The 15,744-nt window shown below is 62.8% G+C and carries 7 protein-coding genes; 6 read left to right on the top strand and 1 reads right to left on the bottom strand.

Features of this window, described 5'->3' with window-relative positions; genetic code table 11:
• The first annotated feature begins 293 nt into the window (after positions 1-293).
• Entirely contained in the window at positions 294-974 is a 681-nt protein-coding gene (locus tag KJQ96_RS26710) for a M20/M25/M40 family metallo-hydrolase (protein ID WP_213289377.1), read from the top strand.
• A 273-nt stretch (positions 975-1,247) separates the two neighbouring features.
• The gene (locus tag KJQ96_RS26705) at positions 1,248-3,626 is read left to right on the top strand and encodes a TonB-dependent siderophore receptor (protein WP_213289376.1); all 2,379 of its coding nucleotides are present in this window, start codon (positions 1,248-1,250) and stop codon (positions 3,624-3,626) included.
• Positions 3,627-3,643: 17 nt separating this feature from the next.
• Here KJQ96_RS26705 and KJQ96_RS26700 read toward each other — a convergent pair whose 3' ends face one another.
• On the bottom strand, positions 3,644-3,847 hold the full coding sequence (locus KJQ96_RS26700; protein WP_213289375.1) for a hypothetical protein: 204 nt from the start codon (positions 3,845-3,847) through the stop codon (positions 3,644-3,646).
• 162 nt (positions 3,848-4,009) lie between these two features.
• Here KJQ96_RS26700 and KJQ96_RS26695 point away from each other — a divergent pair, with 162 nt between their 5' ends.
• Genes KJQ96_RS26695 through KJQ96_RS26680 form a run of 4 tightly spaced genes read left to right on the top strand, consistent with a single transcriptional unit; the run spans position 4,010 to position 15,743 of the window.
• On the top strand, positions 4,010-4,237 hold the full coding sequence (locus KJQ96_RS26695) for an MbtH family NRPS accessory protein (protein ID WP_213289374.1): 228 nt from the start codon (positions 4,010-4,012) through the stop codon (positions 4,235-4,237).
• 22 nt (positions 4,238-4,259) lie between these two features.
• Complete coding sequence (locus KJQ96_RS26690; RefSeq protein ID WP_213289373.1) at positions 4,260-5,003, top strand: thioesterase II family protein; 744 nt, start codon at positions 4,260-4,262, stop codon at positions 5,001-5,003.
• Positions 4,972-5,940 (top strand): TauD/TfdA family dioxygenase, encoded by a 969-nt coding sequence (locus KJQ96_RS26685; RefSeq protein ID WP_213289372.1) that lies wholly within the window; start codon positions 4,972-4,974, stop codon positions 5,938-5,940. The genes KJQ96_RS26690 and KJQ96_RS26685 overlap by 32 nt, the downstream gene beginning before the upstream one ends.
• 53 nt (positions 5,941-5,993) lie before the next feature.
• Positions 5,994-15,743 carry a non-ribosomal peptide synthetase gene (locus KJQ96_RS26680; protein ID WP_213289371.1) on the top strand — a complete coding sequence of 3,250 codons (9,750 nt, stop codon included), beginning with the start codon at positions 5,994-5,996 and terminating at the stop codon, positions 15,741-15,743.
• Position 15,744 lies beyond the last annotated feature (1 nt).

Here is a 15,744-nt window from a genome sequence, read left to right as displayed (position 1 = left end):
AAGTGTAACCCATGTGTCCGGTACGTTCTGTCACCTATGTCTCGGGCCGCTCATATGCCAAATATTCTTGTTTTGCCGTTCATTTTTCAGCGCTTTTTCTGATTGCTGGCGGTTCCCGAGTCAACCGCCAATTCCCCTCCCAAAGCCGATCGCAAATCAGCGTTCCCGCGGCGCATGGCGTCCGAGCTGCGGGCGGGCCGTGTTGCTGTTCCAACCCGCTGAAGAGGATGGATCGGGCGCGGCTTCTGTGCTCGCCGACAAAAGATTTCAGCAGGTCCAGCCGGATTTCGCTTTTGTCCTTGCACAACCTGCCGGGCCTTGCGCTGGGCGAAGTCGCCATCGCGGAAGGCCTGGTCAATTGCGCCTCGCGCGGCATGCAGATCGCATTGTTCGGCCGAACGGCGCACGCGTCGAATCCGGAGTTCGGCGTTTCGCCGCAAGGAGCCATGGTCCGGCTGCTGAACGAAATCCCTGCGCTGGGACAGGGCGGCGAGCTCACTAGCGAATTCTCGATGGTCACGATCACCCACGCGCGGCTGGGCGAGCCGGCGTTCGGCATCTCGCCGGGCCATGCCGAGCTCTGGTTGACGCTCAGAACGCTGACGGACGCAAAGATGGAAAGCATCCGCTTGCAGGCTGAGAATCTGGTTCGGCGCGTTGCAGAAGACGAGCGGCTGAAGGTGGAGATCGCCTATCGCGATGTCTTCGCTCACTGCATGAACGCGCCGAAGGCCGTCATTCATCTGAAGAAGGCGCTTGATGCCGAAGGCATCACGCACTCCGCGCGGGGCCTGCCGCTGCGCGGCTCCGAGGATTTCGGCCTGTTCAACCAGCAAGCGAAGTCTGCGATGTTTTTCCTGGGCGCAGGTGTTGATCATGCCGGCCTGCATGCGCCGGATTATGATTTTCCGGACGAGTTGATCGAAGTCGGCTCGCGGGTCTTCATCCGCGCGTTGCGCAATCTGTTGGGATGATGTGCGCGAATCAATTTCCGGATATCGCTGCACAACAAAGCATCACGACTCAGCCGACCGCTTCATTCGACTTCGCGTTCACCTCACAAAATTAGAACGCATAAAAACTTCTTACGATTTAGAACGGTTCGAAAAGCGTGAGGTGTTGCCTCATCGCCACTAACGCAATCCGTTATGTGCACGCTTCATTACCTTAGATGGCTTCTACTCGCCGTTTCCACCTCAGAAGTTAGAACGAGCCGGAACCTGCTTGTGGGCTTTTGGGGTGGAAGTATGACGCATCGTGTCGCTGCCAGAAATGTTATGCGCGCTGTCTCGCTGGGAGCGTTGACCTATCTTGCGCTCTCTCTGGATTTTGCCGGCGGCTCGAGCGCATTCGCGCAGAATTTACCGCCCGTCACCGTCGATGCTCCAAGCCAGCAACGGGCGCGGCCCGCCCCAGCACGGAGAACGCAAACGTCGACGTCGCGCGTGCAACGGCGCGTCGCTGCGCCGGCGCCGCGACGGGTGGAGCCGGTGCCATATGTGACGCCTTCGACTGGTACTATCGGCGCACTTCCGGCTCCCTACGCAGGCGGACAGGTGGCGAGGGGCGGGAGCTTGGGCATTCTCGGCAATCGCGGCGTGATGGATACGCCGTTCAACCAGACCAGTTACACGGCGGAGTTTATCGCGAATCAACAGGCTCGAACCATCCGTGACGTGCTTGCGAACGATCCGTCCGTGAGAGTGGTGCAGGCGGCGGGTGGCGGAGCCGACAGTCTGTTCATCCGCGGCTTCTATTATGACAGCGGCGATTTCGGGTTGAACGGTCTGTACGGAATCGCACCATACTACTCCATCGGGGCAAATTTCATCGAGCGCGTCGAGGTCTTGAAAGGCCCGAGCGCCGTGCTCAACGGCATGACCACTGGCGGTACCGGTGTTTCGAGCGGTGGTGCGGTCGGCGGCAGCATCAATCTCATCACCAAGCATGCTCTCGACGTCGACATCACGCGGCTGACGGGGACCTATGTTTCGAAATCGCAGTTCGGCGGACATATGGACGTCAGCCGGCGCTACGGCGAGCGCAAGGAGTGGGGCATTCGGCTGAACAGCACCTACTCAAACGGCAACACGCCCTGGAATCGTCAGACCGACGAATTTGGCAACGTTCACCTCGGTCTGGACTACCGCGGTGAGAACGCGCGCATGGAGGTTGATGTCGGCTACCAGGCCGACAATCTGAAGCCGCCCTTGCGTTTCTTTACAGTCGCTCCCACAACAACCATTATTCCTCCGCCGCCGAAAGCCGGACACAATTTCCAGGTTCCGTGGGCCTACTATGCGCCGACGGACTTCTTTTCGACCGTAAAAGGCGAGGTTGATGTCACCGACTCGCTAACTGCCTATGCGGCGTTTGGCTATCACGACAGCAACATCAACTATGCCTATCCTTCGCCCAATATCTCCAATGTCGCGCCGGGTGCCATAACAACCCCCCCGGGAACATTCCAGTTGGGAGGCCTGTGGTCGCGACCGTTTGCCGGCAAGGAGACGTTCGAGACGCTCGCGGGTGAAGCGGGCGTTCGTGCAACGGTGGACACCGGCCCGATCAATCATGCGCTGAACGCCAACTACTCCATCAACGACCGAACCTATACGCAGCAGGTCCGGACGCGTTCGAATAATCCTGTCGCCGACATTATCTTCTGGAACTTCTACAACGAGCCGACCAACATTCCCAAGCCCAACTTCACGTTTCTCGCTGCCAATCAGATTACCGGTGTGAGGGTGTCGAGCATCGGCGTTACCGATACCATGTCGATGCTGAACGAGCGCGTCCAGTTCACGGTCGGCCTTCGTCGTCAGACGGCTGGAAGCGAGGTGTTAAACTTCTTGCCAACCCTCGCCACTCCGAGCCGGCCCTTTCAGGAAGAATCCGTGTGGAGCCCGGCCTATGCCATCTTGGTCAAGCCGGTCGAGAATATCTCGCTCTACGCAAATTATATCGAAGGGCTCCAGACACCCACTGTCGTCAGTGGCATTTATGCCAATCGCGGGACTGTGTTTCCGGTCGCCCAAACCCAACAGGCCGAGGCGGGCGTGAAGATCGACGCAGGCCGTATCACGACCACGCTGAGTGTGTTCGACATCAATCAGCCGAGCATCATCACGGTGGGCTCGGGTGTGACTGCGACCCAGCAACTCAACGGTAGACAGCGCAACCGCGGTGCGGAGATCAACGTATTCGGCGAAATCACGCCGGCGCTTCGATTGCTTGGTGGCCTAGCCTTGATCGACGGCGTGCAGGAACAGGCCCGAGACCCAAGCAACAACGGCAAAAAGGCGGTTGGCGTGCCAGCGCTCACCGCGAACATCGGAGTGGATTGGGATACGCCGTTCATGCGTGACCTGACGCTCTCGGCAAGGGTCATTTACACCGGTCCGCAATATGTCAACGAGACCAACACCCTCACGCTGCCTGAGTGGACGCGGGTCGATATCGGAGCGCGATATACCTTTACATCGCCCTGGAACGGCAAGCCGATCGTGATCCGCGCCAACATCGAGAACGTCTTCAACGAAGCCTACTGGGCCTCGGCCTACAGCGGCGTGATCACGCTTGCGGCCCCGCGCACCTATCTCTTGTCGACGCAGTTCAACTTCTGAACGCCGCGACGCTCGCATCACCTGAAACGCCTGCCGCCGCGGATCTCGTCCGCGGCGGGCATTTCTTTGATCTGATGGTGTCGCAAAACTGACTCATCGAAATTGATAACAATGCGATGAAAATCGTCGCGCGGTGGATGTGCGATTTCGAAAATCAAAAAGGTTCCGGCATGGCGAGTTAGAATTGCAAGAAACTGCGCATCGCCTTGCCCATCAGTCACTTTTCATGCGCGCCGGCTCGCAAGCGCGGAGGTTGCATCGTGTCACGCGATCGCCAACTTGGAGCTATTAAAAACTTCGTCGTCGATATTGCTTTGACGATGATTTGCTTCTGACCTAGTCAACACGCCATTGCTTTCGTTTTCTGAAGAAGGGACCGAACCATGATGGTGTTCGACAGAGACGACGTCACCTTCACCGTTGTTATCAATCACGAAGAGCAATACTCCATCTGGCCGACCTTCAAGGATACTCCGAACGGCTGGAAAGCAGTGGGCAAGACGGGCAGCAAGAAGGAATGCCTCGAACACATCGAGCAGGTGTGGACCGACATGCGCCCCCTAACGCTGCGCAAATTCATGGACGAGACGGCGCCGCAGAAGTCGGCTTAATCCAACGGAGCCTTGTCTTCCGATGCGGCTTCTTTGTCTGCCTTACTCCGGCGGCAGCGCCATGTTCTATGCACGGTGGCGCAGGCTGTTGCCGTCATGGATCGATGTCTACCCGGTGGAGTGGCCCGGGCGCGGCGCGCGCATGGACGAGCCGCTGGCGAGCGACCCGCACGCGCTTGCATGGCAGCTCGCTGCAGAACTTCACGCCCGGCTTGATGCGCCCTATGCGCTGTTTGGACACAGCCTCGGCGCGCTGATTGCGTTCGAACTCGCGCATTTCTTGCATGATCGCGGCGCGCCCGCTCCGGCTATTCTCTTTGCCTCGGGCGCCGAGGCGCCGGCCGTTCGAGACGGCAGCAAATGGCGCCTGCCATTGAGCGACGAGGCGTTGCTGAAGGAGCTCCGCGATCTGCAGGGCACGCCGGATGAGGCGTTGTCGAATGCGGAGCTGATGCGGTCGGCATTGCCGGTGCTTCGCGCCGATTTTTTGATGTGCGGCGCTTATGTCTATCGGCGGCGGCATCCGTTGTCGTGTCCCGTGCACGTCTTCGGCGGCGCCGACGACGAGACCAGCCACGAATCGCTACAGGCCTGGCGGCAGGAAACGTCCGCGGAATTCACGCTCGACGTGCTGCCGGGCCATCACTTCTTCATTCACACACAGCAAGCCGAACTGCTCGGCCTGATCGCATCGGCCCTGGCCCGATCGGTTGGTTCGCATCGGAGCGAGGATCATGAGCGTATTCTCCGTCCAGCCACTCATTGAAGGCAAAACTCTTCCGCTGTTGCTGAAGGCCGACAGGGCCGGGCAGCCGCTCGGCGCGGCGCTTCCCATGCTGCGCAACACCATCGATCGGCATTTGACCGATTGCGGCGGCATCGTGTTTCGCGATTTCTCTCTCGACGGCCCTGACGCGTTCCGCGCGTTCGCGGCCGATTTCGGTCATCCGCTGCTTACCTACGAGTTTGGATCGACGCCGCGCTCGCAGGTCACCTCCGGCGTCTACACCTCCACGGAGTACCCGCCGCACCAGCACATCCCGCTGCACAACGAGCAGGCCTATACGTGCGATTGGCCGATGAAGATCTGGTTCTATTGCATGCAGCCGGCGCAGGAGGGCGGCGAAACGCCGATCGCCGACAGCCGCGCCATCTATCGCGATATGCCGCCGGCGATCCGGGAGCGCTTCGCCGAGAAGGGCGTGATGTATGTGCGGAACTACGGCAACGGTCTCGACGTCGACTGGCAGCAGGTGTTCGGCACCGAGTCCAGGGCCGAGGTCGAGGCCTACTGCGCCGGGCACGACATCGAATGCGAATGGAAGGAAGACGGCGAGCTTCGCACGCGCCAGATCTGTCAGGGGACGGCACGGCATCCGGTGACGGGAGAGTGGGTCTGGTTCAATCAGGCCCATTTGTTTCACGTCTCCAATCTCGAGCCGGAAGTGCGCGAGAGTCTGCTCGACGTGGTCGGCGACGAGACTGAACTGCCGCGCAACGTCTTCTACGGCGACGGTTCTCCGATCGATGACGAGACGCTCGCCACCGTCCGCAACGTTCTCGAAACGCACAAGATCAGCTTTCCCTGGCAGGCCGGCGATGTGGTGATGCTTGACAACATGCTCACCGCGCATGCGCGCGCGCCGTTCAAGGGACCCCGCAAGGTAATCGTCGCGATGGCGGAAGCGCATCGGCAGGGCTGATCGGCATTTTGGGCGGCGAGAATAGTCGTCGCGCGCGGACTGGATGCGAGAAGATGTACAGAGATAACCTCGTCGAACGACTACGGTGCCACGCCGCGTTACGCTCCGATCGGATTGCGTTGCGCTTCCTGGAGGGAGACAGCGTCGCCGAGGAGTTGGCGTTTGCCGGTCTCGACGCCCGGATTCGATCCGTCGCGGCCCGGCTGCAGCAGTTGGGCGGCGCGGGCGAGCGCGCGGTGATCCTGCTGCCCAGCGGTTGCGACTACGCCGTGGCTTTCTATGCGTGCCTGTATTCCGGAGTGATCGCCGTCCCGGCCTATCCGCCGGAGGGCGGCGCCGAACGCTATGCAGGGCGTCTCAACGGCATTCTGCGCGATGCGACGCCTCGCTTCATCCTGACGGAAACCGCGCTGGTTGGTGCGGTGGAAGCGGCACGTCCCGAACTGGCGAACGTGGAGATCGTTGCGGTAGATGCGATACCGGCGGCGTCTGCTGCAGAGTGGCGCGAGACGAGGCCGGAGGCAGACGCGATTGCCTTCCTGCAGTACACGTCCGGATCGACCTCGCAGCCGAAAGGCGTCTGCGTCTCGCACGCTAACCTGACGGCCAACGAGAAGGCCATCGAGGCCGTGGCCCGAGGGGCGCTCGACGACGTCTTCGTGAGCTGGCTGCCGCTCTATCACGACATGGGATTGATCGGTGGGTTGTTGAATCCGCTGTTTACCGGCTTTACCGCCGTCCTGATGTCGCCGCGCAATTTTCTCGAGCGGCCGCGACGCTGGCTTGAGGCCATCGATCGTCACGGCGGCACGATGAGCGGTGGCCCCGACTTTGCCTTCGCGCTGTGTGCCGACCGCATTTCCGACGAAACGATCGACCGGCTCGACCTCAGCCGCTGGAAGTTTGCATTCTCCGGCTCGGAATTTGTGCGACAAACCACACTGCGCAGGTTCGGAGATAGGTTCGAGCGGGCGGGGTTCAATCGATGTGCGTTGACCGCCTGTTACGGTCTGGCCGATGCGACGCTGCTGGTGACGGCCGGTGAGCTCACCACCGAGACGGTCAGCCATACGCTCGATACGGCGGCGCTTGCGGCAGGGCTCGTCGCAACCGCCGACCAAGGCAGCGAGCTCGTGGCGTGCGGCCGGACGGTCGCCGACCATGTCACCCGCATCATGCGCATCGATGGGTCGGCTGCGGCACCGGCCGACGAAATCGGCGAGATCTGGGTCGCCGGTCCGAGTGTCGCGCTCGGATACTGGAACAATCCCGAAGCCACGCAAAAAGCCTTCGTCGAGCGCGATGGCGCGCGCTGGCTGCGTACCGGAGATCTCGGTTTCGTCAAGAACGGCACGCTGATCGTGACGGGCCGGCTCAAGGACCTGCTGATCGTTCGCGGCCAGAATGTATATCCGACTGACGTCGAGCAGGCGGTCGAGGCCGAGGTCGAAACCGTCCGCAGCGGACGGGTTGCTGCGTTTGCGGTCGAGATCGATGGACGGGAAAGCATTGGTGTCGCGGCAGAGTTCAGCCGTAGCGTTCTCAAGCGCAGCGATCCCGAGGCTCTTGCGCAAGCGATCGGCGAGGCCGTGCTGCGGCAGGCGCAGGAATATCCGGCCGTTGTCGTCCTGTTGAACCCGCAAGCGATGCCGCTGACGACGAGCGGAAAACTGCAGCGCTCCGCCTGCGCCGCCGGCTGGGCCAACAACACGCTCGACAGCTTTATGGTGTTTGAGCGAGGCAGACGCCGCGATGGCGCGACGCTGACGGCGCCAGTAACCGACACTGAGCGCGCGTTGGCGTCGATCTGGTGCGAGGCGCTTGCCGTCCAGGCGGTGCATCGCGAGGACGATTTCTTCGTGCTGGGCGGAAACTCGATCGCGGCGGGCCAGATCGCCGCCGCGCTGCGCGAACGCTTCGGCGTCGAGCTGGAATTGCGCAGCTTTTTCGACGCGCCGAAGCTTGCAGCATTCGCTGATCATATCGACGCCCTGTTGCGCGAGGGCGCGAAGAGGGCGCTTCCTCCGATCCAACGGGCAGCGCCGGCCGACCGCGTGACCTTGTCCCATGCGCAGGAGCGGCTGTGGTTTCTCTGGAATCTGAACCCCAATGGTACGGCCTATACGGTCGCGAGCACGATCCGGCTCAAGGGAAAGCTCGACCATATCGCCTTGTCGAAGGCGATTGCGGAGATCGTTCAGCGTCACGATGTGCTGCGCACCACGTTCGTTGCAACGGATGGTCGCGCAAGGCAGGTCATTCGCGACGCCCTCGGCGTCGATATCAGGCACCAGGATCTCCGAGGACTTTCCGCCGAGCATGCGGCGGAAGCCAGACGGTCCGAACTCGGAAAACCGTTCGACCTTGTCAATGGGCCGCTATTGCGGGCGGTGTTGCTTCAGTTCGCAGATGATGCGCACGAATTGCTGCTGCTTGCTCACCACATCGTCGTCGATGGATGGTCGCTCGACGTGATGCTCGAAGAGCTGGCAGGACTCTACCGCAACGGCACCGGACAGGACGCAGGCCGGCCGCCGGTGCCGATGATGCAATATGCGGATTTCGCGGTCTGGCAACGAAGCTGGCTCGCTTGTGCCGAGGGAGATCGGCAGCTCGCCTATTGGCGCGCAAAGCTGGGTGACGCGCACCCCGTGCTGGCTCTGCCCCATGACCGGCCGCGTCTGGCAACGCAAAGCCACGCCGGCGATACGGTCGGTCTTGCCATCGACGGTGCGCTGGCCGCTCGATTGCGAGAGATCGCCGCAAAACACCGGGTGAGCGTCTTCATGCTGCTGCTCGGTGCATATCAGGCGCTGTTGTATCGCTACACCGGGCAGAGCGATTTGCGCGTCGGCGTGCCGGTCGCGGGGCGTCGTCACGCCCAACTCGAGCGGCTGATTGGCTGCTTCGTGAACACGCTGGTGCTGCGGGCCGAGGTTGCCGATGGCGCAAGTTTTCCGAACCTGCTGCAGCAGGTCAAAGACGCGGTGATCGAAGCGTTATCCCATCAGGATCTGCCGTTCGAATTGCTGGTCGACGGGCTGCGCCCTGAACGAAGCGGTGGGCACAATCCGCTGTTCCAGGCCAAGTTCAACTACATGACGGCGCCGCGCGGGTTCGACGGCGTCGCAGGGCTCACCGCCGAGATCGACATCATGGACCTCGCGGGTTCGCATTTCGATCTCGCGCTTGATGTCGTCGATGGTGCCGGGGGCATGAAGGCGACATTCAACTACGCCACCGATCTGTTCGATTCCCCGACGATTGCGCGGCTGGCCGCACAATTCGGCTCGATGCTGCGCCAGATCGCGGAAAACGCGGAACGACGGATTTCGGACTTCGTCATCGACGATGCGAACCGGCAGGCCGTGCCGAGCGAGGCAGCCGTGTTCGGATTCACCGATGTGGTGGGTCTTCATCGCGCGTCCACGATCAATCGCCAGGCCGCAGTTGCCATCCGGTGCGGCAGCGAGACGCTGACATTCGCCGAGCTGGAGCGGAAATCGAACCGCATCGCTCATATGCTCGCCAGCAAGGGCGTGACGCGCGAGGTGCCGGTTGCGTTGTGGATTGAGCGCTCGCCGGCCTTTGTTGTCGCCCTCCTTGGTGTGCTGAAGGCTGGTGGCGCCTATGTACCGCTCGATCCGAAATGGCCGCTGGAGCGCATCAGGCGCATCCTGAAGGATGGCGGCATCGAAATCGTGCTGTCTGCTGGCGAGAAGCTGGCGGAAGCGCCTGCACCCGATTGCCTTGTGTTCGATGCCGAAGCCGAAGCTGCGCGCGGGGATATCTCGAGCGTACCGCTCGACAATGTGATCCACCCGGCGCAGACCGCCTACGTTATCTATACTTCCGGATCGACCGGGACGCCGAAGGGCGTCGCCGTCTCGCACGGCGCGTTGGCCAACTATGTGCAGGCCCTGCTAGAGCGCCTGCAGCCGCAGCATTTGGCGAGCATGGCGATGGTCTCGACCGTGGCGGCGGATCTCGGCCACACCGTGCTGTTCGGCGCGCTCGCTTCCGGCGCGACGCTGCATCTGCTGCCGCCCGAAGTGGTGTTCGATGCGGATGCGTTCGCGAAAGCCATGCGGGACGGCGAAGTCGGCATTCTCAAGATCGTGCCCAGCCATCTGCGAGGTCTGTTAAAGGCTTCGCGCTCGGCCGATCTCCTGCCGAGCGATGCGCTGATCCTCGGTGGCGAGGCCAGCGATCCCGCGCTGTTGAACGAGATCCGGCAGTTGCGGCCGCAATGCCGAGTTCTGAATCATTATGGACCGACGGAAACGACAGTTGGCGCGGTCACGCATAAATGTGACCCTGCAGGCGAGACGGGTTCGGTTCCCATTGGCTTGCCACTTGCCAATCTGCGCGCGCACGTTCTGGATGATGCGCTGAACGAAGTGCCGATCGGCGTAACCGGCGAACTCTATATTGGAGGCGCCGGCGTTGCGCGGGCCTATCGTGGCGAGGCTGGCTTGACCGCCGAGCGCTTTGTTCCGGATCCGTTTGGGCCGGACGGAGAGCGGCTATATCGCACCGGCGATCGCGTTCGCTGCGATCGGGCAGGCCGGCTGATATTCCTCGGCCGTGGCGATGAACAGATCAAGCTGCGCGGCTATCGCATCGAGCTTGGTGAGGTCGGGCGCGCGATCAAGGCGCTGCAGGGGATCGACGACGCGGTGGTTGTCGCACGCGCCATCGGCGACAGCGCCGAACGCCAGGAGCTCGTTGCTTACTGTGTGCCCGCCATAGGCGCCACACCGAAGCCGGATGTGGTCAAGCAGCAATTGGGGGCGGTGGTGCCGGATTACATGGTGCCGTCGTTCATCAGTGTTCTGCAGCGGCTGCCGCTCACGCCAAACGGCAAGGTCGACCGCAAGGCGCTGCCGGAGCCGCTGGGAGACGTGGTGGCCGCGAACTATGCCGCGCCGCTGGGGGACACCGAGGAACAGATTGCGGCGGTGTGGCGTGAGGTGCTCGGTCGCGACCGCATCGGCCGCAACGACAATTTTTTCGAGCTTGGCGGCGATTCCATTCTCAGCCTGCAGATCATCGCACGTCTGCGCAAGCGCGGCATTCGCCTGACGCCGAAGCAGGTGTTCGGGCAGCAGACCGTGGCGGGGTTGGCTACTGTTGCCGCCGTCGCGGCAGCACCTTTAGCAAGCAAGGAGAGTTCGGCCGCAAAGGTATCGACCGCTGCGGCAGCCGGCATGCGTCATTTGCTGCCAATTCAGGCACGCTTTTTCAGCGAAGACATCGGCAACCGGGATCACTGGAATCAGGCCGTGTTGCTGGTCCCGCAAACGCGGATGGACTGGGAGACGCTACGGCGTGCGCTGGCGACGATCGTCGATCATCACGATGCGTTGCGCCTGCGGTTCGCGCAGGCGGACGGCGCGTGGCGCGCGGTGCAGGGCACACCGCCATCGCCGTCGGAGTTGCTGTGGATCCACACCGATGTCGAAGATGCGACACAGGTCACCGCGCTTGCATCGGCCGCACAGGAAAGCCTGTCGTTGTCCTCGGGTCGTTTGCTGCGCGCGGTGGCGATGGACCTTGCGGACGGCAGCCAGCGGCTGCTGATCGTGATCCATCATCTGGTTGTCGACGGTGTATCCTGGCGGGTCCTGCTCGAAGACCTGGCCTCGGCGTACGACCACTTGAAGAGAGACGCCGTCGTAACGCTGCCGCCGAAGAGCGAGTCCTATGCGTCCTGGGGCGAGCGGTTGCGTTCCTACGCGACGACCAGGGAGCTTGCTGACGAACTGCCGTTCTGGCTCGATTGTGCGGCGGGTCCAAGCCTGCCGTGCGACGATGACCGTGGCGGCGTCGATCGCGTCGGTGACGGCGAAGAGGTGTCGCTGGTGTTCGATACCGACGTGACGTCGAGGCTGCTGCAGGAGGCGCCGTCGGCCTATCGGACCCAGGTCAACGATCTGATGCTGGCGAGCTTGGTGCGTGCCCTGTCGCGCTGGAGCCAGCGCGACGATGTAACGGTCGAGCTCGAGGGGCACGGTCGCGAGGACATATTTCCCGGCGCGGATGTTTCCCGGACGGTCGGCTGGTTCACGACGGCCTTCCCGGTGCGGCTGCAAGGCGGGTCGGACGACCACGCCTCCCTGATCAAGACGGTGAAGGAGAAGCTTCGTGCTATTCCGAACCGCGGGCTTGGCTACGGCGTGTTGCGCTATCTCGGCTCCGAACACCAGCGCAAGGTCCTGGCCCAACTGGCGGAGCCGCAGATCGTCTTCAACTATCTCGGCCGCTTCGACGGCAGCGTGGGGGCTTCCTCGCTGTTTGGATTTGCGCTCGAGAGCGCGGGTGCGTCGCGCGGCGCCGCTGCTCCCTTGCGGGGATGGCTCAACATCACCGGTCTGGTGCGTGAGGGACGTCTGCATCTGTCGTTCGGATATGGACGCAAGCGCTATCGGCGAGAGACGGTGGAGCGGCTGGCGAAACTTTACGAAACAGCCCTGCGCGAACTGGTGGCGCATTGCTGCAGTGGGGCCGTTGGTCTCACGCCTTCGGACGTTGCGTTGTCCGGGCTCGATCAGGCCGATCTCGATCGGTTGGGAACGACTTTGGATCTCCGCAGCATCGAGGACATCTATCCGCTTTCGCCAATGCAGCAAGGCATGCTGTTCCACGCGGTCCGCGATGGCGACAACGATGCCTATGTCAATCAGGTCGGGCTCGAGCTGTTCGGCTTTGATGCCGACAAGCTTCGAGCCGCGTGGCAGGCAGTGAGTGACCGGCACGCCGCTTTGCGGACCGGCTTTGTCTGGCAGCACCTGGCAGGCGCGGCCCAGCAGGTCGTGCACCGTCACGTGACGGTGCCGTTCGTCGAAGAGGATTGGCGCAACCAGACGGCAGCGCTGGAACGCAATGGCGGACGCGCTGAACTGGATGCCGCGCTGGCGGAAGCATCGCGGCGGGAGCGCGAGAGCGGCTTTGACGTCTCTCAGCCGCCGCTGCAGCGGGTGCGGTTGATCCAGCTGGACGACAAGCGCCACTGGCTGATCTGGACCCATCACCACATCTTCGTCGACGGCTGGAGCTCAGCACGGCTGGTTGCGGAGGTGTTTCGGCATGCGAGCGGGGGCACACCGCCAGCCGTACAGGGCAGCTATCGCGACTACATCGCATGGCTGCAGAGCCGCGATCACGCAGGCGCCGAAAAATTCTGGCGCGACGCTTTGGCAGGGCTCGAAGCGCCGACGCTGCTAGCGAATGCGCCGGCTACGTCCAACAAGACATCGGAGGAGGGACACGCCAGCATTGCGCTTTCGGTGAATCCGGAGTTGACCGTGCGGCTGAAGGCATTTGCGAAACGCGAGCGGGTGACGCTCAATACGCTCGTTCAGGCGGCGTGGGCGCAGTTGTTGCGGCGGCATTCGGGGCAGGCTGCCGTCTGTTTCGGGGTGACCGTGTCGGGCCGTCCGGCAGACTTGCCGGGCTCCGAGGAGATGGTGGGCCTCTTCATCAACACGTTGCCGATTGTCGACGCACCGAGCCCGCAAGCGCAAGTCGGTGAGTGGCTGCGTCAGTTGCAGGAGCAGAACCTGGCCTTGCGCGAGCATGGCTGGACGCCGCTCTACGAAATCCAGCGCCTCGCCGGGCAGGCCGGACAGGCGCTGTTCGACAGCATTCTGGTGTTCGAAAACTATCCGATCGATGAGGCGCTGCGCCAGACGGGGGAGAGCGGCCCGCGCTTGGGGCGGGTGCAACATGTGACGCCGACAAATTATGCGCTGGCCATTGCCGTGTTTGCCGGAAGCGAACGGCTCGATCTCGAGTTCAATTATGACCACGCCCGCTTTGATGAGGTTGCCATCCGGCGCCTGCGGGACATGCTGCATGGATTGCTGGAGCGGATCGCCGTCAGTGCGGCGCGACCGATCGGCGAGCTCGGATTGTCCGCCGGTGATGAGGCGCGGCGAATTCTGGAATGGAGCAGTGCCGGCCGCTTGGCGACAGGTGCTCCATATGTCGGCGTCGTCGCGCATATCGAGGCGCAAGCCGCGCGGGCGCCATCCGCCCTTGCGATTGTGTGGGGCGACCAGCGCCTGAGCTATGGCGAATTGAACGCCCGGGCCAACCAGCTTGCGCGGCGGCTTCGCCTTTGGAACGCTGCTCCGGATCGCCTGATCGGCATAGCCTTGACGCGCAGCCCTGAAATGACAGTCGCGCTGCTGGCCGTCCTGAAAGCAGGCGGCGCCTATCTTCCGCTCGATCCGGATTATCCGACCGAGCGGCTCGCCTACATGCTGCGCGACAGCGCGGCGACACTGATCTTGACGCAAAGCGCGCTGCTCGAATCTCTCGCGCCGGTGCTGCGCGAGACCGGTGTCGAGGCCTGGTGCATCGACGAGCCGCAACGGCCCGTCAGCGAAGATACAGCCAATCTGAATCTCGAGATTCATCCGGATAGTCTGGCCTACGTGATCTACACGTCGGGTTCGACCGGGACGCCGAAGGGCGTGCAGGTAACGCATGGGCCGCTGGCCATGCATTGCGAAGCGATCGGCCGGTTGTACCGCATGACTTCGCGCGACCGGGAATTCCAGTCGGCCTCGATCAACTTCGACATTGCCCACGAGCGCTGGCTGGTGCCGCTGATGACAGGTGGCTCGCTCGTGCTGCCGTCCAGGCCGGGTCTATTGATCGACCTCGTCGATGAGATTGCGAGAAGCTCGGTAACGTCGATCTTTCTGCCGCCGGCCTATGCGGACCAATTGAGCGCAGCGTTGCGGCAGAGTGGGCGCCGGCTTTCGATTAGGACCTGCATTGTCGGCGGCGAGGCGTGGTCGGATAACGGAATCAAAGCGCTGCGCCAGGCCGCAGATGTCGACCTTCTGGTCAACGCCTACGGCCCGACCGAAACGGTGATCGCGCCGACAGCGTGGCTCGTCGACGCCGTCGCCTTGACGCCGGGCCAGCCGGCGCCGATCGGGCGGCCCGTTGGTGCCAGGTCCGCGTATATCCTCGACGCCGATCTCAACATCGTGCCCGTTGGCGTTACCGGCGAGCTGTTCATCGGCGGTATTGGATTGGCGCGAGGCTATCTGAACCGGGGCGCGCTGACGGCGGAACGGTTTATCCCGGATCCGTTCGGCGGTAGCGGCGCGCGTCTCTACCGGACCGGCGATCTTGCGCGGTGGCGGGTGGACGGCGTGATCGACTATGTCGGCCGCGCGGACCAGCAAGTGAAGATCCGCGGCTTCCGGATCGAATTGGGAGAGATCGAGGCGCGCCTGCTCGAACAGCGCGGCGTACGCGCCGCCGCCGTGGTGACGCGCGAGAGCAGGACCGGCCGTCAGTTGATCGCCTATGCCAGCGGCGAGCCGACGCTTGACGGTGGCGGTTTGCGCGATGCGCTGTCGGCCATTCTGCCTGATTACATGGTGCCATCGACGATCGTGGTGCTCGAGAAGTTGCCGCTGACCCCCAATGGCAAGATCGACCGTCGCGCATTGCCGTCGCCGCACGAGGATGCCCAGGCCCACCGCGGTTATGAGGCGCCCGAGGACGAAATCGAGATCGCGCTGGCGAAGATCTGGGCCGAACTGCTCGGCGTCGAGCAGATCGGACGCAACGATCACTTCTTCGAGCTCGGGGGACACTCACTGCTGGCGGTGCGGGTGCTCAGCCGGGTGTCGCAGGAGATCGGCGTGTCGATCCCGGTTTCGGATCTGTTCGTTCATCCCGACCTCGCGTCATTCGCGCGCATCGTGTCGATCAGGCTGATCGAGCAGGAATTCGATGCCGATGAGCTCCAGGATCTGATGGCGGCGGGGCAGTGAA

The sequence above is a fragment of the Bradyrhizobium sp. sGM-13 genome, from assembly GCF_018398875.1.
In the GTDB taxonomy this organism is placed as follows: Bacteria; Pseudomonadota; Alphaproteobacteria; order Rhizobiales; family Xanthobacteraceae; genus Bradyrhizobium.
The sequence above is the reverse complement of the archived record's forward strand: the minus strand, read 5'-3'. Positions and strand labels throughout refer to the sequence as shown.